At 69.8% G+C, this 19,551-nt stretch carries 15 protein-coding genes, 1 tRNA gene and 1 pseudogene; 8 read left to right on the forward strand and 9 right to left on the reverse strand.

The features are described 5' to 3' along the window. Window positions 1-65: 65 nt before the first annotated feature. From ACIGXM_RS04190 to ACIGXM_RS04200, 3 genes are all read right to left on the reverse strand, one after another. The gene (locus ACIGXM_RS04190; protein ID WP_396556591.1) at window positions 66-2,777 is read right to left on the reverse strand and encodes a tetratricopeptide repeat protein; all 2,712 of its coding nucleotides are present in this window, start codon (window positions 2,775-2,777) and stop codon (window positions 66-68) included. Between the two features lie 38 nt (window positions 2,778-2,815). Continuing rightward, window positions 2,816-3,124, reverse strand: a complete 309-nt coding sequence (locus tag ACIGXM_RS04195) for a hypothetical protein (protein WP_396556593.1) — start codon at window positions 3,122-3,124, stop codon at window positions 2,816-2,818. Between the two features lie 1,019 nt (window positions 3,125-4,143). Then, window positions 4,144-4,214, reverse strand: a tRNA-Gly gene (locus ACIGXM_RS04200). 213 nt (window positions 4,215-4,427) lie between these two features. Between ACIGXM_RS04200 and ACIGXM_RS04205 the strand changes: the two genes are divergently transcribed. Together ACIGXM_RS04205 and dcd are read left to right on the forward strand one after the other, a co-directional pair. Further along, the gene (locus tag ACIGXM_RS04205) at window positions 4,428-4,613 is read left to right on the forward strand and encodes a hypothetical protein (protein ID WP_396556595.1); all 186 of its coding nucleotides are present in this window, start codon (window positions 4,428-4,430) and stop codon (window positions 4,611-4,613) included. Between the two features lie 80 nt (window positions 4,614-4,693). Then, a complete protein-coding gene (gene dcd / locus ACIGXM_RS04210; protein WP_396556597.1) occupies window positions 4,694-5,269 on the forward strand; it encodes a dCTP deaminase in 576 nt (191 codons plus the stop codon). A 70-nt stretch (window positions 5,270-5,339) separates the two neighbouring features. On the opposite strand, the gene ACIGXM_RS04215 is transcribed toward dcd, so the two are convergent. The 4 genes and pseudogenes from ACIGXM_RS04215 to ACIGXM_RS04230 form a co-directional block, all read right to left on the reverse strand. Continuing rightward, entirely contained in the window at window positions 5,340-6,245 is a 906-nt protein-coding gene (locus ACIGXM_RS04215) for a metal-dependent hydrolase (protein ID WP_396556599.1), read from the reverse strand. 38 nt (window positions 6,246-6,283) lie between these two features. Beyond that, window positions 6,284-7,189 carry a Yip1 family protein gene (locus ACIGXM_RS04220; RefSeq protein WP_396556601.1) on the reverse strand — a complete coding sequence of 302 codons (906 nt, stop codon included), beginning with the start codon at window positions 7,187-7,189 and terminating at the stop codon, window positions 6,284-6,286. A gap of 187 nt (window positions 7,190-7,376) precedes the next feature. Next, window positions 7,377-8,441 (reverse strand): annotated as a pseudogene (locus tag ACIGXM_RS04225) (sugar phosphate nucleotidyltransferase); the annotation flags it as partial. Between the two features lie 291 nt (window positions 8,442-8,732). Then, a complete protein-coding gene (locus ACIGXM_RS04230; RefSeq protein WP_396556603.1) occupies window positions 8,733-10,961 on the reverse strand; it encodes a (Fe-S)-binding protein in 2,229 nt (742 codons plus the stop codon). 292 nt (window positions 10,962-11,253) lie between these two features. On the opposite strand from ACIGXM_RS04230, the gene dnaK reads away from it, so the two are divergent. The 5 genes from dnaK to ACIGXM_RS04255 all read left to right on the forward strand — a co-directional run bounded on the left by dnaK (window position 11,254) and on the right by ACIGXM_RS04255 (window position 16,565). After that, window positions 11,254-13,098, forward strand: a complete 1,845-nt coding sequence (gene dnaK, locus ACIGXM_RS04235) for a molecular chaperone DnaK (protein ID WP_396556605.1) — start codon at window positions 11,254-11,256, stop codon at window positions 13,096-13,098. Continuing rightward, window positions 13,095-13,706, forward strand: a complete 612-nt coding sequence (grpE, locus tag ACIGXM_RS04240) for a nucleotide exchange factor GrpE (protein WP_396556607.1) — start codon at window positions 13,095-13,097, stop codon at window positions 13,704-13,706. The genes dnaK and grpE overlap by 4 nt, the downstream gene beginning before the upstream one ends. A 90-nt stretch (window positions 13,707-13,796) precedes the next feature. Further along, window positions 13,797-14,948 carry a molecular chaperone DnaJ gene (dnaJ, locus tag ACIGXM_RS04245; RefSeq protein ID WP_396556609.1) on the forward strand — a complete coding sequence of 384 codons (1,152 nt, stop codon included), beginning with the start codon at window positions 13,797-13,799 and terminating at the stop codon, window positions 14,946-14,948. A gap of 6 nt (window positions 14,949-14,954) precedes the next feature. Continuing rightward, a complete protein-coding gene (locus tag ACIGXM_RS04250; protein WP_396556611.1) occupies window positions 14,955-15,449 on the forward strand; it encodes a heat shock protein transcriptional repressor HspR in 495 nt (164 codons plus the stop codon). A gap of 114 nt (window positions 15,450-15,563) precedes the next feature. Continuing rightward, the gene (locus ACIGXM_RS04255) at window positions 15,564-16,565 is read left to right on the forward strand and encodes a helix-turn-helix domain-containing protein (protein ID WP_396556613.1); all 1,002 of its coding nucleotides are present in this window, start codon (window positions 15,564-15,566) and stop codon (window positions 16,563-16,565) included. A 60-nt stretch (window positions 16,566-16,625) separates the two neighbouring features. On the opposite strand, the gene ACIGXM_RS04260 is transcribed toward ACIGXM_RS04255, so the two are convergent. After that, window positions 16,626-16,772: a hypothetical protein gene (locus ACIGXM_RS04260; RefSeq protein WP_396556615.1), complete on the reverse strand. Its 147-nt coding sequence runs from the start codon at window positions 16,770-16,772 to the stop codon at window positions 16,626-16,628. Window positions 16,773-17,200: 428 nt separating this feature from the next. On the opposite strand from ACIGXM_RS04260, the gene ACIGXM_RS04265 reads away from it, so the two are divergent. Beyond that, a complete protein-coding gene (locus ACIGXM_RS04265) occupies window positions 17,201-17,824 on the forward strand; it encodes a hypothetical protein (RefSeq protein WP_396556617.1) in 624 nt (207 codons plus the stop codon). 195 nt (window positions 17,825-18,019) lie between these two features. Here the strand turns inward: ACIGXM_RS04265 and ACIGXM_RS04270 are convergent, their stop codons facing one another. Next, a complete protein-coding gene (locus ACIGXM_RS04270; RefSeq protein ID WP_396556619.1) occupies window positions 18,020-19,069 on the reverse strand; it encodes a LuxR family transcriptional regulator in 1,050 nt (349 codons plus the stop codon). Window positions 19,070-19,551 lie beyond the last annotated feature (482 nt).

Raw genomic sequence — 19,551 nt, forward strand, 5'->3', positions numbered from 1 at the left:
CCCTCACTGCCTTCCCGGATTGCTGGAACACAGACAGGACGGACTTAGGGAAGGGGGCGAGTTGCTCAGCCCTGCCATAACCAGCGCTCGTTATGCGTAACCGCCCAGGACCGTAGCGCTTGGCCCTCGCCGTGCCGGTCGCCGAGCTCACGGAAGATGTGGGCCGCATGGGAGTGAGCGTCGATCGCACCCTCGAATCTGCGCAGATGGCGCAAGACCAGGCCTAGATTATTCAGCGCCTGGCCCTCGCCGTACCGGTCACCAAGCTCACGGCAGATGGTGGTGGCCCGGGTGAGGGCTTCGGTCGCCTCATCAAACCTGCGCACCTCCAACAGGGCTCCGCCGAGGTTGTTCAGCGCCTGGCCCTCGCCGCGCCAGTCACCGAGCTCGACAGCGATCGTGGCAGCCTCAGCGTGAGCGTCGATCGCCTCCTCGAACCTGCGCACCTCCGACAGCGCGCTGCCGAGGTTGTTCAGTGCCTGGCCCTCGCCGTACCGGTCACCGAGCTCACGGCAGATGGTGGTGGCCCGGGTGAGGGCTTTGATCGCCTCATCAAACCTGTGCACCTCCAACAGGGCTCCGCCGAGGTTGTTCAGCGCTTGGCCCTCGCCATGCCGGTCAGCGAGCTCGACAGCGATCGTGGCAGCCTCAGTGTGAGCGCCGATCGCCTCTTCGAACCTGCGCATCCACCAGAGAGCCAACCCAAGATGGTTCAGCGCCTGGCCCTCGCGGTACCGGTCCCGGAGCTTGACGGCAATCGTGGCGGCCTCAGCGTGAGCGTCGATCGACTCCTCGAACCTGCGCACCTGCCGCAGAGCGCTGCCGAGGTTGTGCAGGGCCTGGCCCACGCCATGCTCATCGCTGAGCTCGCGGTAGATGGCCACTGACCCGGTGAGGATTTCAATCGCTTCCTCGAACCTACGCGCCTCCAACAGCGCGCCGCCGAGGTTGTTCAGCGCTTGGCTTTCGCCGTTCTGATCGCCGAGTTCGCGGCAGACAGCCAAGTCCTGGGTATGAGCGCCGATCGCCTCTTCGAACCTGCGTACCTCCGACAGCGTAGTGCCGAGATTGTTCAGCGCGGCCCCCTCGCTGTGCCGGTCGCCGAGCTCGCGAAAGAGAATGATGGCCTGGTTGTGAGCATCGATCGCCTCATCAAACCTGCGCATCTGCCTCAGGGCACTACCGAGGCTGCTGAGCGCCTTGCCCTCGGAATACCGGTCGCCGAGCTCGCGAAAGAGAATGATGGCCTGGTTGTGAGCATCGATCGCCTCATCAAACCTGCGCACCCCCGACAGTGCATTACCAAGGTTGTTCAGGACCGCACCCTCACGCTCTCGGTGGCCGAGCCTGCGGCAGAAGACCAGGGCAGTACTCGTCACAGCGATCAAGTCATTGAGGTACCGGCGGTAGTTGAGATATCGGGCAAGGGCGAACGCGAGAGCGATGCTGGTTTCGGGGTGCCCGACCAGCGGGGTGGCGATGGCGACCAGGTTGGGGTGCTCATCGTCCAGCCAGGCCAGCGCCTGGTGGCGGTCGAGAAATCGGATTGAGGCGGCTGCGGGTTGGGCTTCCAGGTATGTGTCAGCGGCTTGGGTAGTGCTCCGGTAGTGGTCGCGCAGTCGCCCCTGAGCGGCATCGCGTTGATCAGTGTCGGCGCGGGTGTGCCCGTGCTGGTCGGCATAGAGGCGGACCAGATCATGCAGCCTCCAGCGGCCCCAGGTGCGGCCCGGTGCGATCAAGTGGGCACGGGCCAGGTCCTGCAGGAGTTCCTCGGCCTGAAACAAGTCGGTGTCAGCCAGACGGGCAGCGGATTCGCTGGAGACGTCCGGGCCGGGGTTGAGTGGTAGCAAGCGGAACATGCGCGCATGCTCGCCGTCGAGGCGCTGGTAGGAGAGGTCGAACGCGGCGCGCACAGCACGGTCTTCGCGGCGTAGCCGATCCAGCCGGGTATGAGCCGCCTCTAAGGCCGTTGCGAGGGAAGCCAGGGGGCGGGTTGGGGTGTCGGCGAGTAGAGCTGCGGCGATGCGCAGGGCCAGAGGCAGACCCGCGCACAGATGGGCGATAGTCGCTGCGTGCTCTGGTGCGTCCTGAACTCGCCTGTCAGCACTGCCTCGGGCCTGTTGGAGGACTTGGCGGAGCAACTCGATGGAGGCACCTGGGTCCAGGATGTCCAGGTCGTGCAGGCGGGCATCGAGGTCCAGGGTGTGGCGGGAGGTGAGCAAGGTTGCGGTGGAAGGATCGGTGGGCAGCAGCGGCCGAACCTGCTCGGAAGTCGAGGCGTTGTCGATAACGACCAGGATCCGACGGCCCTGCTCCGCGAAGGCGGCCAGCACGCTCCGGTACAGCCGGGAACGGTCCTGCAAACTGGCGGGTACGTGCTCACCGGGCATGCCTAGGGCCCGCAGCAGGCCGTCCAAGGCACGTTCGGGGAAGAGGAAGCGCTCGTCGTTATAGCCGAACATATCTACGAACAGCACCCCGCCGGGGAACCAGTCGGGCTCGCGCAGCGCCTGGGTGGCGGTCTGCACGACCAGTTCGGTCTTGCCGACCCCAGCCAGCCCCGCGACAGCGGTCACTCTCCCCGAGTATTCCTGCTCGCGGCTCGGAGCAAGTGCCCGAAGCAGCTCGGCGACCTGCTTCTCGCGGCCGGTGAACGTGGGAGAGGCTGGGGGCAGGCCTGACAAGGCCGGGGTGATCTGCGGAGGCAACTGCACTGTGATGTTCCGGCCCTGGATCACCGCGTGGAAGAAGACGCCACCACTGATCGTGTTGGACACCGGCCGGCCTAAGCCGTCAGAACTGTCGTCCACGCCCGTCAACCCTGCGTCGGCGGCGTAGCCGAGCCGGGGGCGCCCGGTGGCTGGGACCCGATGGTGAAGGAGATACCGGAGAAATCTCTGCCCTGCATCACTGGGCCATGAAAGGTGCCGCCGCTGATCGTGAGGCTGACGTCGCCATCGCCTGCGCTCACCCGTTTCGCCAGTTCGTGCCACTGCTGCAGACCGGCATGGAAGTCCGCGTCCACGGCGGCCCGCAACACCAGCACCGTGCTGAGTGCATGCGCGCGTGCTGGATCAGCCGGTGCCTGTTCCAGCCGAGCCAGCTCCGCCTCTCCCGAACTCACCGCAGGTCCATCCGTACCGCCGTGGCTGCGCCGGAACGGACGTCGCACAAGCTCGCTCAGCCCCGCCCACGCCTGCCGGCCGACCTCACCGCCGGCGCCACCCGCCAACGCAGTCAGCAGTCCAATCGATACCGGATCCACCACGCACCCCCAGGCAGACACATTTGCGATGTGCGGCAACCCTATGAGGAACAAGGGCCCCAGTGAAGGCTAACCAACCAATTCCCTGTCGGATCCGCTGATTTGGCAAATGCCCGAGGGCTGAGCGGGATCAGGGGGCACGGCTGTGGGAGCGAGCCGAGCGAGGAAGGTCTCCAGGCCGGCTATCTTGTCCCTCCGCCGCTCGGCAAGCCGATCAGGCGTGTTCGAGTTCCCGACCGAGCACGAAACCATCCCCGTCAGGAGCGAAGCCTCGCCGGTTGGATGGCCCGCGCGCGGTGCGGCAACGGCGACGCAAGCCACCGCGCCAGAGGCCAAGGCCCAGCAGCTGCACGATTCACGCCGGTTCACCACTCGACGATCGGCCATTCCTCTCTCGCCCCCGCTCACCCAGCACCTCGACGGGAGCAACTCCCACCAAGCGGCTCTCCCACCGACATCAACGCCAACCCCGTCCTGCACAGCACGGGGCACCACGGGCTCTTCGCTCTGAGCAAGACGCCCGCCTCGCCGAACTCTCAACACCGTCGGCTACCGCGCTCACTGGAGGTTCGTACCCAGTCACACAGGTTGTCGAGTCCCGGCAAGCAGGGCACTCACAGCCATGCGCTCGACGACAGGCCCCTCGTCCGACGCGAACCGCCCAACAAGCTGCAGGCATGTGGTGCACATCACTAGATGTTGATCTCGCCATTTGAAACGATCGACACCCGCTCACCCAAGGAGACGCGGACCATGGCCGGGAATCGCCGAATCTAACGCTCCGCCAATGGCCTTCTGGCACGAATCTGGCACGACGACCCCGGATTGGTCCAGACAACAAGAAAGCCCCAGGCCGTTGACCTGGGGCTTTATCTCTGAGCGGGCGACGAGAATCGAACTCGCGCTATAAGCTTGGGAAGCTCATGTTCTACCATTAAACTACGCCCGCGTGATGGGCCGTCAGGAACGGCTCGATCATGGTCTATGTTACCCCATCTCGGAGCCGGTGCCGCACACCGGCTGGGCGGGAGGGTGGGCGGCGGCGAGCCTTGGCGGGGGATGTCCGGAACATCCCCTAATGTGACGCTGTCCTGCGGTGAGGTCGCCCGCGTGCCGGGGGCTGCCGCGTTGGGGAAGTTGGGGAAGCGTGGGAAGGGGATCGATGGAGCAGCGCACCGTCGTTCGTTGTGCCGAGGGGCACCTGTTCAGCACCAGCACGTTCCCGTTGCAGAATCTCGGCGTCGAGCGGCTCGGGCCGGGGCGGCTGATCCGCTGCCCGCGGTGTGGGCGGCTGCGCAACTCGGTGCCGGCCGAGGTGGCGCCGGGGTCGGCCCGGGCGACGCGGTAAGGCGCGGCAAGGGGAGGAGGGCGGGGGACTCCAGCGGCAGGATTGGGAGGACTCCGGCGGGAGCACGTAACCTCGATGGCGTGCTGCTATCTGACAAGGACATCCGTACCGAGATCGACAAGGGCCGGGTCGGGATCGACCCCTTCGAGCCCGCCATGGTCCAGCCGTCCAGCATCGACGTGCGGCTGGACCGCTTCTTCCGGGTGTTCGAGAACCACCGGTACCCGCACATCGACCCCTCCGAGGAGCAGCCGGACCTGACCCGGCTGGTCGAGCCGGACGGGGACGAGCCGTTCATCCTGCACCCGGGTGAGTTCGTGCTGGCCTCGACGTACGAGGTGATCACGCTGCCGAACGACGTGGCTTCGCGGCTGGAGGGCAAGTCCAGCCTGGGCCGGCTCGGACTGCTGACGCACTCCACGGCCGGGTTCATCGACCCCGGGTTCAGCGGGCACGTCACGCTGGAGCTGTCCAACGTGGCGACGCTGCCGATCAAGCTCTACCCGGGGATGAAGATCGGGCAGCTCTGCCTGTTCCGGCTCTCCTCGCCAGCCGAGCACCCGTACGGCTCGCAGCGGTACGGCTCTCGTTACCAGGGCCAGCGCGGGCCGACGCCGTCGCGCAGCCACCTGAACTTCCACCGCACCACGGTCTGAGGCAGCCACACCGCGAGGGGGTGGGTCCGGGAGATCCCGGACCCACCGCCTCGGCGTAGCGGGGGCCGGCTCAGATCTGCTTCGGGCGGGTCACCGCGGTGAGTTCGGTGCCGTCCGCGGAGAGGGTCAACTCGGTGCACAGCTCGGCGAGTTGACCGAGGCGGTGGAGGTGGGTGCCGCCACAGGCGATCTCCGCCGGGCCGGCCGGCAGCTCGCAGTGCCAGCGGCGGCGTGCGGTCAGCTCGGGGCCGGGGACCTCGATCCGGACCGGGGCGTCGGCGGCCACGAAGCCGGCCAGCCGCTCGTTGACCTCCGCGGTGATCGCGGGCAGCGCGTCGGCCAGGGCCGGCAGCTCGTCCGCGGCCTCCGCCGTGAAGCCCTTCTTGCGGAGCGACTTGCCGAGCCGGTAGACGTCGGTGCTGGCCTCGGTGGTCATCGACGAGGAGGCCATCGCCAGGCTGTCGAAGTCGGGGTTGCCGAAGGCGTCGGCGCGGCCCGGGTCCTTGCGCCAGCGCGGGGCGAGGGCGGCGTTCAGGGCGAGGGCGAGCAGGTGGCAGCCGGTGTGCGCGGCCGAGAGCGCGGCCCGCCGGTCGGCGTCCACGGTCAGCGTGACGGGCTGCCCCACCGCGTCCGCGGCGGGCGCCTGCTCCAGCACGTGCAGCACCAGCCAGGACCACGCCTCGTCGCCGCGCCGCACCGGGATCTCCGGGCCGACCAGCGGCTCGCCGCCGTCCGGGCCGACCGCGCCGGTCAGGCAGTCCACCACCGGGTACTCGACGCCGGCCAGGGACAGGGTGCCGGTGTCGGCCGGCTGGTCGGGCCAGGTGTGGTCGAGCGGGTGGAACGGGGTGGCGGCGGTGACGACGGCATGCCGGCCGTCCGCCAGCGGGTGGACCGCGAGGACGGTGGAGTCACCGGTGACCGCGCCGCTCGGGAAGCTGACGTGGGTGGTGGGGAGGGTGGTCGGGAGGGTCATTCGGGGACTCCGGGGAGAGGTGCGGGGAGAGAAGGGGGTCAACCGAGGGTGGGGAGCTTGATCAGCACCAGCAGCACCACCAACTGCAGCGCCGCGGCACCGGCCGCCTTGCCCCAGGGCAGGTCGTGCACCCGGCGGACCATCGAGGTCAGCAGGAAGCCGCAGAACAGCCAGGTCGCCCAACCCACCGCCTGGACCAGCCCACCGTCGGAGGGCAGCACCAGGGCGAGCAGCAGGCGCGGCGCGTCCGTGGTCCAGCCGATCAGCACCGCCAGTCCGACCGTGGACTGCCAGGGCCCGTCGCCGCCGAGCTGCCGGGCCAGCGCGTAGGTGACGGAGCCGAGGATCAGCCCGGTCAGCGTGAAGCCGACCGCGGCGCCGGCGAGCGACCAGGCGGCCACCGGGAAGGTCGAGTTGACCACCTCGCTGCGGGTGTCGCTGAAGCCGAGCACCACGAGCACGCCGTAGACCAACGAGACCGTGATCGCGGGGAGCCAGGCCTGGTGGTCGCGCATCTGGTCGAAGGTGCGGGTCGGGTTGCGGAAGATGCCGGCCAGCAGCGGCCGCCAGGGCAGCCGGGGACCGGTCGCCCGGGGCGTGGTGCGGCCGCCGGCCCGGTAGGTGGCGATGTTGTCCTGCGCGTACCCGTCCGGTTCGGTCGGCTCGTGGCCGTACCCGCGCGGGTACTCGCCGCCGCGCGGCCGGCTGTAGCCGGGCGGGTACTCGGGACGGTACGGCGACGGGTGGCCCCGGTCCGGCTCGGTCGGGTACCCGGCCTGGGCGTAGCCGCCCTGCGGCCCTCCGTACGGCTCCCCCGCCCCGTGGCCACCGACCGGGAAGGGCCGGGTGTGGCCGGGGCTGTCACCGCGGTACGGGTCGTGCGGCGGGGCCGCGAGGTACTCCGGCTCGCCGCCCCACCCGTTCTCATATCCGTTGCCAGCCACCCTCCGACGGTACCCGTACCGGAGGGGTGCGATCGCGCCGGTCGGCCGTCGCGGGCGCATTGCAGCAAGGCTGTGACGCACCGCCGCGACGGCCGGGACCGGCGTTCGGTCAGTGGCGCAGCACCGAGCCGTGCACCGCGGCGGCGGTGCTCTGGCCGGCCGGGCAGCCGCCGGGGCCCGCGGTGGTGCGCACCGCACCGACCGGGAGCAGCGTGCCGCAGGCGATCCGGATGCCGCTGGGCAGCTCGTTGTCGGCCTCGACGGTCGCGCCGTCGCCGATCACCGCGCCGTCCAGCGCGGTCCGGTCGCCGATGCTCGCGTACGCGCCGACGATCGAGTCCTTGACGAAGGCGTCGGCACCGATCACCGCGCCCGGCAGCACGACGCTGCCCTCGACGATCGCACCGGCCCGGACCACCGCGCCGGTCGAGACCACGGTGCCGGAGCTGAGCACCGCGCCCGGGTCCACCGTGGCGCCGGGCAGCAGCAGGGCGTCACCGGTCGGGCCGGGCACGGCCGGCGAGTCCACCTTGCCGAGCACCAGGTCCGCCGAGCCGCGCACGAAGGCGGCCGGGGTGCCGAGGTCCAGCCAGTACGAGGTGTCCACCACGCCGCGCACCAGCGCGCCGGTGGCCAGCAGCTCGGGGAAGGTCTCGCGCTCGACCGAGACCACCCGGCCGGCCGGGATCCGGTCGATCACGGACCGGGTGAAGACGTAGCAACCGGCGTTGATCTGGTCGGTGACGATCTGCTCGGGGGTCTCCGGCTTCTCCAGGAACTCCAGCACCCGGCCGGCCGCGTCGGTCGGCACCAGGCCGAAGGCGCGCGGGTCGGCGACCCGGGTGAGGTGCAGGGTGACGTCCGCACCGGCCTCGACGTGGCCGTCCCGCAGCGCGGCGATGTCCAGGCCGGACAGGATGTCGCCGTTGAAGATCAGCACCGGCTCGTCCGGACCGCAGGTCAGGCCCTCGGCGGCGTTGCGGATCGCGCCGCCGGTGCCCAGCGGCTCGCGCTCGGTGAGGTAGACCAGTTCGATGCCGTAGGGCGAACCGTCGGCGAAGTGCTCCTCGAAGACCTCGGCCAGGTAGGAGGTGGCCAGGACCACCCGGGTCACGCCCGCGGCGGCGGCCCGGGCCAGCTGGTGCGCGATGAACGGCACACCGGCGACCGGCAGCATCGGCTTCGGGGTGTGCGTGGTGAGCGGGCGCAGACGGGTGCCCTGACCGCCAACCAGCATGATCGCCTGGGTCATGGTTTGCGTTTCTCCCCTTGGTTCCGGTCAGCGACCCGGCCTGTGGAGTGGTGACAGGCCGGCGCTTGGGTGCTTGTGGCGGCGTCACGGGCTGCTGTCCGTGGTGCCGCGGGGTGGCCGAAGGTCCTGTGGTGACAGGCCCACCCGGGCCACCGTAATACGTGATTCTGTGCAGGCTGTACCGGCACCGGGTCCGCGAAGCGACCTGCCCCGGGCCGAGGGCCCGGGGCAGGCATCATATGTGAGCTGAGAAGGTGCGAACACATTCGGACTCGGTCCGAACGCGGGCTGCTACACCCCGACCGACTCGGCCGGGGCCTCGGGGGCCTGCGGGACGGCCTTCACGGAGTCGAGCAGCAGCTGGGCGACGTCGACCACCTTGAGGTGCTCCTTCGCCGCGCCCTCGTTCTTCTTGCCGTTGACCGAGTCGGAGAGCATCACCAGGCAGAACGGGCAGGCGGTGGAGACGATGTCCGGGTTGAGGGAGAGCGCCTCGTCGACCCGCTCGGTGTTGATCCGCTTGCCGATCCGCTCCTCCATCCACATCCGCGCGCCACCGGCGCCGCAGCAGAAACCGCGCTCCTTGTGCCGGTGCATCTCCTGCTGGCGCAGACCGGGGACCTTGTCCATGATCTCGCGCGGCGGGCTGTAGACCTTGTTGTGCCGGCCCAGGTAGCAGGGGTCGTGGTAGGTGATCAGGCCCTCGACCGGGTTGACCGGGACGAGCTTGCCCTCGTCGATCAGGTGCTGCAGCAGCTGGGTGTGGTGGATCACCTCGAAGTGCCCGCCGAGCTGCGGGTACTCGTTGGCGATGGTGTTGAAGCAGTGCGGGCAGGTGGCCACGATCCGCTTGACCGGGGCGTCCTCCAGCACGGTGTTCAGCGTCTCGACGTTCTGCGCGCCGAGCATCTGGAAGAGGAACTCGTTGCCCAGCCGGCGGGCCGAGTCACCGGTGCAGGACTCCTCCTTGCCGAGGATGGCGAACTTCACGCCCGCGGTGTGCAGCAGCTCGGCGAAGGCCTTGGTGGTCTTCTTCGCGCGGTCCTCGAGCGCACCGGCGCAGCCGACCCAGTAGAGGTACTCGACCTCGGCGGGGTCGATGTCCTCGCCGATCACCGGCACCTCGATGCCGGTCTCCTTCTTGAGCTCCTTGACCCAGTCCAGGCGGGCCTTGGTGGCCATGCCCCACGGGTTGCCCTTGTTCTCCAGGTTCTTGAGCATCGTCCCGGCCTCGGTCGGGAACGAGGACTCGATCATCACCTGGTAGCGGCGCATGTCGACGATGTGGTCGATGTGCTCGATGTCCACCGGGCACTGCTCGACGCAGGCGCCGCAGGTGGTGCAGGACCAGAGCACGTCCGGGTCGATGACGCCGTTCTCCTCGGCGGTGCCGATCAGCGGGCGCTCGGCCTCGGCCAGCGCGGCGGCCGGGACGCCGGCCAGCTGCTCGGCGGTGGCCTTCTCGTTGCCCTCCATGTCCTTGCCGCCGCCGGCCAGCAGGTACGGCGCCTTGGCGTAGGCGTGGTCGCGCAGCGACATGATCAGCAGCTTCGGCGAGAGCGGCTTGCCGGTGTTCCAGGCCGGGCACTGCGACTGGCAGCGGCCGCACTCGGTGCAGGTGGAGAAGTCGAGGATGCCCTTCCAGGAGAAGTGCTCGACCTGGGAGACGCCGAACACCGCGTCCTCGGCCGGGTCCTCGAAGTCGATCGGCTTGCCGCCGCTGGTCATCGGCTGCAGCGCGCCGAGCGCCACCGCGCCGTCGGCGTTCCGCTTGAACCAGATGTTCGGGAAGCCCAGGAAGCGGTGCCAGGCGACACCCATGTCGGTGTTCAGCGAGACGACGATCATCCAGATGAAGGAGACCGAGATCTTGATCGTCGCGACCAGCCAGAGCAGGTTGTGCAGGGTGCCCAGGCTCAGCCCGGAGAACGCCTTCACCAGCGGGTAGGAGACCAGGTACGCGGCCGAGTAGTGGTCGACCCCGGCCTGCGCGCCCTCCAGACCGCGCAGGGTCAGGATCGCCACACCGATGATCAGGATGACCGCTTCGATGAAGTACGCGAAGCCCATGTTGGAGCCCGCGAAGCGGGACTTGCGGACCGACTTGCTCGGCAGGCTCAGCTGGCGGATCACGGTCAGCACCGCGATGCCGAGGAAGGTCACCAGGCCGAGCACCTCCTGGAACACCAGGTAGGGCGTCCAGTCACCGACGACCGGGACCTCGAACTTGGGGTCGAAGAGCTGGCCGAACGCGCCGACCAGGGTCAGGATCAGCGCGTAGAAACCGACGGCGACGCACCAGTGGGCGATGCCGACGATGCCCCACTTGTTCATCCGGCTGTGCCCGAGGAACTCCCGGATCAGGGTCACCGTACGGGCCACCGGGTCGTTGATCCGCGCTCCGGCCGGGACGGGCTGGCCGAGCCGGACGAACCGGAAGATCCGCGCGATGGCACGAGCGAACAGCGCCACGCCGACCGCGGTCGTGCCCAGTGAGATGAGGATCGCTGCTAGCTGCATCCGGCTTCTCCGTACTCCAGCGGCGGTGATGGTAGAGGTCGGTCAAGTGTACTGGTGGGTAACTTAACGACCCACCGGGCGGACCCTATCGCCCTGTAGCACCCGTCCAGAAGATGCTCAAGGTATGGCGGCAGTCACGTAAGGCCATAGTCGCCCATCCAGCCCCAAAAGGGGGAGGAGCGTAAGCGCCGCATAAAACTTGAGCCCCCTGCACTCAGCCCTGTTGACGCCGCCGCCGCGCTCGGGCATGCTTGAGCCCGTAAAGCTCAACTTCTCCGTGGAGGTATCTACGATGGCACGCGCGGTCGGTATCGACCTCGGCACGACGAACTCGGTCGTCAGTGTTCTCGAAGGCGGTGAGCCCACCGTCATCACCAACGCCGAGGGCGCCCGGACCACGCCGTCCGTCGTCGCCTTCGCCAAGAACGGCGAGGTGCTGGTCGGTGAGGTCGCCAAGCGGCAGGCCGTCACCAACGTCGACCGGACCATCCGCTCGGTCAAGCGCCACATGGGCACCGGCTGGAAGACCAACGTCGACGGCAAGGACTTCAACCCCCAGCAGATCAGCGCCTTCATCCTGCAGAAGCTGAAGCGGGACGCCGAGGCCTACCTGGGTGAGACGGTCACCGACGCGGTCATCACCGTCCCGGCCTACTTCTCCGACTCCGAGCGCCAGGCGACCAAGGAGGCCGGCGAGATCGCGGGCCTGAACGTCCTGCGCATCGTCAACGAGCCGACCGCCGCCGCGCTGGCCTACGGCCTCGACAAGGACGACCAGACCATCCTGGTCTTCGACCTCGGTGGCGGCACCTTCGACGTCTCGCTGCTGGAGATCGGCGACGGCGTGGTCGAGGTGAAGGCCACCAACGGTGACAACCACCTCGGTGGTGACGACTGGGACCAGAAGGTCGTCGACCACCTGGTGAAGACCTTCCAGGCCGGCCACGGCGTGGACCTCTCCAAGGACAAGATGGCGCTCCAGCGCCTGCGCGAGGCGGCCGAGAAGGCCAAGATCGAGCTGTCCTCGTCCTCCGAGACCTCGATCAACCTGCCCTACATCACGGCCTCCGCCGAGGGCCCTCTGCACCTGGACGAGAAGCTCACCCGGGCCCAGTTCCAGCAGCTGACCGCGGACCTGCTGGAGCGCTGCAAGGTCCCGTTCCACAACGTGATCAAGGACGCCGGCATCTCGCTCTCCGAGATCGACCACGTCGTCCTGGTCGGTGGCTCGACCCGCATGCCGGCCGTCGCCGAGCTGGTCAAGGAGCTGACCGGCGGCAAGGACGCCAACAAGGGCGTCAACCCGGACGAGGTCGTCGCGATCGGCGCCGCGCTGCAGGCCGGTGTGCTGAAGGGCGAGGTCAAGGACGTCCTGCTGCTGGACGTCACCCCGCTGTCCCTGGGCATCGAGACCAAGGGCGGCATCATGACCAAGCTGATCGAGCGCAACACCACGATCCCCACCAAGCGCTCGGAGATCTTCACCACCGCCGAGGACAACCAGCCCTCCGTGCAGATCCAGGTCTACCAGGGCGAGCGCGAGATCGCGGCCTACAACAAGAAGCTCGGGATGTTCGAGCTGACCGGCCTCCCGCCGGCCCCGCGCGGCCTGCCGCAGATCGAGGTCACCTTCGACATCGACGCCAACGGCATCATGCACGTCGGCGCGAAGGACCTCGGCACCGGCAAGGAGCAGCGGATGACCGTCACCGGCGGCTCCGCCCTCCCCAAGGAGGACATCGAGCGCATGATGCGCGAGGCCGAGCAGTACGCCGAGGAGGACCACAAGCGCCGCGAGTCGGTCGAGACCCGCAACCAGGGCGAGCAGCTGGTCTACTCCACCGAGAAGTTCATCGCGGACAACGCCGACAAGCTGCCGGCCGAGGTCAAGGCCGAGGTCGAGACCGCGATCGGCGAGCTGAAGGAGGCCCTGAAGGGCGAGGACATCGCGGCGATCCGCGAGGCCACCGAGAAGGTCTCCACCACCGCCCAGAAGCTCGGCCAGGCGCTGTACGCCAACGCCGACGCGGCCGGTGCGGCCGCCGGTGGCGCCGAGAACGTCGACTTCACCAAGGAGGACGACGTGGTCGACGCCGAGATCATCGACGAGGACAAGCCCAAGGGCGGTGCGGCATGACGGAGAAGCCGCAGGGCGTGGAGCCCGGCGACGACTCCAACGCCGACGAGGCCGTCCTCAAGGCCGCGGAGGAGGCCGTCAAGGCGGCCGCCGCCGAGTCCGGCGAGGGCGACGAGCTCGCCACGGCCAAGCGCGAGCTGCTGGAACGCACCGGTGACCTGCAGCGCCTCCAGGCCGAGTACCAGAACTACCGCAAGCGGGTCGAGCGCGACCGGCTGACGGTGCGCGAGATCGCCGTCTCCAACATCCTGGAGTCGCTGATCCCGGTGCTCGACGACATCGGTCGGGCCCGCGAGCACGGCGAGGTGACCGGCGGCTTCAAGTCGGTCGCCGAGTCGCTGGAGACCGTGGTCGCCAAGCTCGGGCTGCAGCAGTTCGGCAAGGAGGGCGAGCCCTTCGACCCGAACCTGCACGAGGCGCTGATGCACAGCTACTCCTCGGAGGTCACCGAGGACACCTGTGTGCAGGTCCTCCAGCCCGGCTACCGGATCGGCGAGCGGATCATCCGCCCGGCGATGGTGGCCGTCGCGGAACCGCAGCCGGGCAGTCAGTCCACCGGCGGCCCGGACCCGGAGGCCCCCGAGGCTGACGGTGCGGCCGACAACTGACACGCTGTGCGCTGCGGGGTCGCGCGTCACGACTCGTGACGCGCGGCTCCGCAGCGCCGTATCGACACATCCTGGGAGGTGGCTGCTGCCGTGAGTGCGAAGGACTACGTGGAGAAGGACTACTACAAGGTCCTCGGTGTGCCCAAGGACGCCACCACCGCGGAGATCAAGAAGACCTACCGGAAGCTCGCCCGCGAGTTCCACCCGGACGCCAACAAGGGCGACGCCAAGGCCGAGGAGCGGTTCAAGGACATCTCCGAGGCCTATGACGTGCTCTCGGACGACAAGCGCCGCAAGGAGTACGACGAGGCGCGCAGCCTCTTCGGCTCCGGCGGCCTGCGCGGCGGCGGCACCAACGGCGGCGGCTACAGCTTCGACTTCGGCGATCTCTTCAGCGGCACCCAGGGCGGCGGCGGCGGGGGCGGCATCGGCGACGTCTTCGGCGGGCTCTTCAACCGCGGCGGGCGGGCTGCCCAGCCGCGGCGCGGGGCCGACGTCGAGACCGAGGTGACACTCAGCTTCGAGGAGGCGGTGGACGGCGCCACCGTCCCGCTGCGAATGACCAGCCAGGCCGCCTGCCGCTCCTGCGCGGGCACCGGCGCCAAGGCCGGCACCACCCCGCGGGTCTGCCCGACCTGTGTCGGCGCCGGCACGGTGAGCCGGGGCCAGGGCGCCTTCGCGCTCTCCGAGCCCTGCCGGGACTGCAAGGGCCGCGGCATGATCGTGGACGACCCGTGCGCGGACTGCCACGGCAGCGGGCGGGCCAGCTCGGCCCGCACCATGCAGGTGCGGATCCCGGCCGGGGTGCAGGACGCCCAGCGGATCCGGCTCAAGGGCAAGGGGGCCCAGGGCGAGCGCGGCGGCCAGCCGGGCGACCTCTACGTCACGGTCCACGTCGACGGCCACCCGGTCTTCGGGCGCAAGGGCGACAACCTCACGGTGACCGTGCCGGTCTCCTTCCCGGAGGCCGCGCTGGGCGGCACCATCGACGTACCGACGCTGAACGGGCCGGCGGTCAAGCTCAAGCTGCCCCCGGGCAGCGCGAACGGCCTCACCCTGCGGGCTCGTGGCAAGGGCGCCACCCGCAAGGACGGCACCCGCGGCGACCTGCTGGTCACCGTCGAGGTGACGGTTCCCCAGCACACCACCGGCGAGGCCCTGACGGCACTGGAGCAGTACCGCGAGGCCACCGCTGCTCAGGATCCGCGAGCCGCCCTCTTCAAGGCGGCGGAGGGAGCGTGATGTGACATGAACCCCGACTCCATCGGCGTGGGCCTCGGGGAGGGACTGCCGGGCGGACCACCGCCCCGGCGGTCCGCGGCGGCCGGCTACGCGCTCACCGAGGACACCCCGGTCTACGTGATCTCGGTGGCCGCCGAGCTCTCCGGTCTGCACCCGCAGACCCTGCGGCAGTACGACCGGCTCGGCCTGGTCCGCCCGGACCGGACCGGCGGTGGCGGCCGGCGCTACTCGGCCCGGGACATCCAGCAGCTGCGCGAGGTGCAGCGGCTCTCCCAGGACGAGGGCATCAACCTGGCCGGGATCAAGCGGATCATCGAGCTGGAGAACCAGGTCGCCGCGCTGCAGGCCCGGATCGGCGAGCTGGCCGCCTCGCTGGAGGGCGCCGCCAGCACGCTCCAGGCCCGGGAGGCCGCGGTGCACGCCTCCTACCGCCGCGACCTGGTGCCGTACCAGCCGGCCCAGCAGTCCAGCGCCCTGGTGGTCTGGCGTCCGCGCAGGTAGACCCCTCAGCAGTGATCAGCCGCCGGTTACCCTCCCTCCGGGGGGTGCCGGCGGCTTCATGGCCTGCGAGACTGGTCAGCCGGGAGCACGGGGGGTGAGGAGCCGAGGATGAATATGCGGGACGAGCCAGGCATGTCCGTTGCCGGCACGGCTGCCCTTTCGTCGTCTGCACGCGAACTCTATCTGTCGATCATCCGCTCGGACGGCCGGATCGACCCGGCGACGGCCACCGTCCCGGAAAAGATCTACCTCGACGAGCTGATACAAATCGGCCTCCTGGTGGTCGATCTCGATGATCCCGGCCAACTCGTCGCAGTGGATCCCAAGCACCTGGCCACCCGACTGAGCACCGACTGGCAGCAGCAGGCGCTCGGCATGCTTTCCCGGGCAATCTCCCTGCCGGCCGAACTCCAGGATCTCGCCGACGCATTCCATTCCCCGTCGCAGGGCGGCGGGACCATTGAATATGTGCGCGGCAAAGCACTGATCAACCAGAAGTTGCGGCATGCCGTGGTCAAGGCCAAGGAGGAGGTGCTGGCCGCCCAGCCCGGTGGCCCGCGGCCTCCGGAGCAACTCGCCGGCAGCATGGCGAGCGACCTGCAGGACCTGCGGCGCGGGGTGGCCGCCCGGACCATCTACCACGCGAGCACCCGCTACCACGGGCCCACCCGGGACTACGTGGCCACGGTCACCCAGGCCGGCGGCGAGTTCCGCACCCTGGACGAGCCCTACACCAGGCTGATCGTGGTGGACCGGGCACTGGCCGTCATTCCGGTGGCGAACGACATGAGCCTCGCGGCGTTCATCCGCGACCGGGCCGTGGTGACCTGCCTCACCGAGGACGTCTTCGAGCGCAACTGGCGGCGCGCACTGGTCTTCGACGGGGGACGGTCCGTTCCCCAACAGGTCGTGTCGCAACTACGCAAGACCATCGTCGACCTGCTGCTGGACGGCACCAACCACCGGGTGATCGCACGGCGGCTGGGGATCAGTGAGCGAACTCTCGCCCGGCACATCGCCGAACTGCGCGAGGAATACAACGTCGAGTCGCTGTTCCAACTGGGATACGCGATAGCTCGTTCCAGCGACCCGCCGGGAACCCCGAACAACTCCTAGCCCGCCGGCCCCGGAGTTTCCCGTCGGATCACGCACCGCGACCACCGATCGGCGCGGGCGTCAGCTCCAGTTGTACTCGCCCGGGCTCATCGCGGCCGCCGGTGCCGCGACCACCTGCACGGAGGAAGTCCGCGCCACCCCGGACGAGTTGCCCGCCACCCCGGCGTGCGAAGCGGCGGTTGCGCCCAGTGCACCTCCAACCGTCACCAGGCCAACGGCAAGAGACACTCCGACAAGTCGGACAAGACTGCGGATGTCAGGCATATCGCTACCTCCCAGGCGAAGATCGCTTCGGGCGTTCCAGGTCAGATTTAGGTCGAACAATCGCCCCAATGATGCCGCACGCCCACGGCCTTGTCATCGCCACCCTTCCCGGGCGGGGTGTCATTTCGCTGCCAGGCAGTCGAATGACACCCCGTGTCAGTGGACTGCGCAGTAGGCCCCGTTGGACGATCAGCTCACTCGGGACACCACACCACAAGCTTCATCCTGAGTGATTGTCGTTGTCCATTCAAGAATCTTGTTCTCCTGCCGCAGCAGCCTCGGATCAGCCGCAGGAAAGAGTCATCCGGCATCCCGGCCGGCCGCCCGAGACTCACCCACACCACCGAATGAACCCCTTCCCCGGAGTCGACATGAGTGAGCCGTACATGCGTCAGCACGCAGCCCAGGCCCCCGATGGTCGCCGGGCCCGTGTCTTCCTCGCCGCGCCGCTCATGCGGCTGACCGGGCCGGCCGACAGCGTGGTCACGCTGGCCAGCCGGACCCGACTGACCGCTCTCCGCAGCTCGCTGCTGCGCAGCGGCGCCGCCGTCTTCAGTGCGCACCACAGTGACGCCTGGACGGTGGAGGGCCATGCTCCGGAACCGCGGGTGCCGTCCGACTTCCGCGCGATGCAGACCGCGGACCTGGTCTTCGCCTACGTGGGCGCGCCGCTCTCGGCGGGCGTCTCGCTCGAACTCGGCTGGGGCTCCGCGCTGCGCAAGCCGATCGTGCTGCTGGTGGACGAGGCCATCACGCACAACCCGCTGATCGCCACGATCGAGCAGGTCGCGCCGGTGCTGCCGCTGGTCTTCGACGACACCTGGTCGCAGGAGAGCCTGCGGCACATCGTGGAGACCGCGCTGGACTGGGCCGGCATGGCGCTGTCGCTGCGCGAGGGGTTCTGGACCGCGCCCGGCGAGCAGTTCAAGGCGGTGCCGACCCGGCACAGCGACCCGTTCGGCACCTGGCCGAGCAGCGGCGCGGCGACCGGCTGACACCGGACGGACCGGACGCCGGTCTGGCGCCGGCTCGGTGACCCGGCGTCCCGGTCTCGTGCCGCTCGCGCGGCCGGGCGCCCCGGGGACCGGTCGTGGATTTGGGTCAACTCGGCCGGCAGGGCGGGTCGGAGCAGCCGGCCGAGGGCCGGCTCGCCGCGCGGACCGTCCGGGAGCCGGCCGTCCGGGTGCGGGTCACCTCTCCGACTCCCCCTTCGGGTCGTCGGCCGAGGCCCGCATCAGCCAGCCGAGTTGGAAGAGCGTCTCGGCGTCGTAGAGCTCGCGCAGCCGGGAGATGTGACCGGCCACGGTCCGCTCGCTGAGGCCCAGCCGGCCGGCCACCACCCGCTGGGTCAGCCCCTGCGCGAGCAGCCGGCCGATCTGGTCGTGCACCGGCAGGCCGGTCAGGTCCTGCGCGGCGGTGCCCCAGCGCACCGGCTCGGCGCGCTGCCAGTCCCGTTCGAAGACGCCGACCAGGAACGAGACCACCGCCGGGTCCTCGACGAAGGCCGCGCCGCTGTTCGGGGAGGCGGCCTGGATCACCGCCGTGGTCCGGTCGAAGACGAACATCCGGCGGAACGACTCGCCGAGCACCCGGAACCGCGCCCCGGTCTCGGAGGCCGCGGCGACGTAGGCGGCGGTCGGGCCGTCCGTCCGGGCGGAGGGCGCGTAGAGCACCCGCATCGAGCCGCCACGGGCCATGAACTCGCGGGTCCGCATCAGCGAGTCACCGAGTGCCTCCGGCGGGCGGCCGCCACCGGGCTGCGCGGCCAGGATCTCCTCCCGGCAGTCGGCGCCCAGCCGGGACACCCGGCTGCGGATCTCCTCCAGGCCGTGCACGTGCTGCACCTCGCCGGAGCGGTCCACCTTGCGGGGGGCGCGGTCGTAGGCCCGGGTGAGGTCCTCCAGCAGGGCTGGCATCTCCTGCGCCTGCACCAGCAGCCTGGTCCCGGCCGAGCGCAGCTGCTCGCTCAGCCGGCCGCCGACCGTACGCGGGTTGACGGCGGTGTAGGCGGCGTCCAGGGCCTCCCGGACCAGCAGGCCGAGGTCGAGCAGCTCGGCGGTGGCCGCCAGCACCTCGGGCGAGCGGAGGTCGGACATCCGGATCCGGCCGCCCTCGGTGAGGATCGCCAGATAGAGCTCACGGGCCCGGTCGCCGGGGAGGCCGAACCCGCCCGGTTCGGCGGTCCGGCCCGGTTCGGCGGTCTTGGCCGGTCGCAGGTCTGGTTCGTCCCGCTCGATCATGGGCTGCTCTCCCCCAGCTGGTCGTCCGTCCACCCGCCGTGGGAGCCCGGTCGGCCGCTCCGGGGCCGGCCGGCCGGTCCCCTGTGGCCGGTGCCTCCGCCCTCCCCGGGCACGGTCGTCCGCATGGACCGGCCCGGTGGGAAGGGGGTGCGAGCACCGTACCGGGTGCGTCGGGCGGCGCTGTGGGCCAGCCCCTGAGTGAATCGCGCCCGGGACCACCGCGGGCTCGGCCGGACCGTCTCGCCCCCGCGACCGTCCCGGCCGGACTTCTGCTCGGCGGATCCGCGCGGGGCTCACCGCCGGGCACTGCCTCGCCCCGTATTCGAGACAGCCCGGCGGTTCCCAGGAAAGATCCGGCCCGGAGGCGGGGGCTCGAAGCCGCCCGGCTCCGGGCGGATCCACCTGTGTACGCCGGCAACCTAGGTGCTTCCAGCGAGGCGGAGCAGCAACGCCTCGCTGGGACCGGGCCTGGTCGCCATCAC

Source organism: Kitasatospora sp. NPDC052896 (genome assembly GCF_044547075.1).
Lineage (GTDB): Bacteria > Actinomycetota > Actinomycetes > Streptomycetales > Streptomycetaceae > Kitasatospora.

What these genes read in the sequence shown, in the direction of transcription:
- ACIGXM_RS04205 (WP_396556595.1), top strand. Translation starts at nt 4,428, where the DNA reads ATGGAGCAGCGCACCGTCGTTCGTTGTGCCGAGGGGCACCTGTTCAGC.
- ACIGXM_RS04255 (WP_396556613.1), top strand. Translation starts at nt 15,564, where the DNA reads ATGCGGGACGAGCCAGGCATGTCCGTTGCCGGCACGGCTGCCCTTTCG.
- dnaK (WP_396556605.1), top strand. Translation starts at nt 11,254, where the DNA reads ATGGCACGCGCGGTCGGTATCGACCTCGGCACGACGAACTCGGTCGTC.
- ACIGXM_RS04250 (WP_396556611.1), top strand. Translation starts at nt 14,955, where the DNA reads ATGAACCCCGACTCCATCGGCGTGGGCCTCGGGGAGGGACTGCCGGGC.
- grpE (WP_396556607.1), top strand. Translation starts at nt 13,095, where the DNA reads ATGACGGAGAAGCCGCAGGGCGTGGAGCCCGGCGACGACTCCAACGCC.
- ACIGXM_RS04215 (WP_396556599.1), bottom strand. Translation starts at nt 6,245, where the DNA reads ATGACCCTCCCGACCACCCTCCCCACCACCCACGTCAGCTTCCCGAGC.
- ACIGXM_RS04265 (WP_396556617.1), top strand. Translation starts at nt 17,201, where the DNA reads ATGAGTGAGCCGTACATGCGTCAGCACGCAGCCCAGGCCCCCGATGGT.
- ACIGXM_RS04270 (WP_396556619.1), bottom strand. Translation starts at nt 19,069, where the DNA reads ATGATCGAGCGGGACGAACCAGACCTGCGACCGGCCAAGACCGCCGAA.
- ACIGXM_RS04230 (WP_396556603.1), bottom strand. Translation starts at nt 10,961, where the DNA reads ATGCAGCTAGCAGCGATCCTCATCTCACTGGGCACGACCGCGGTCGGC.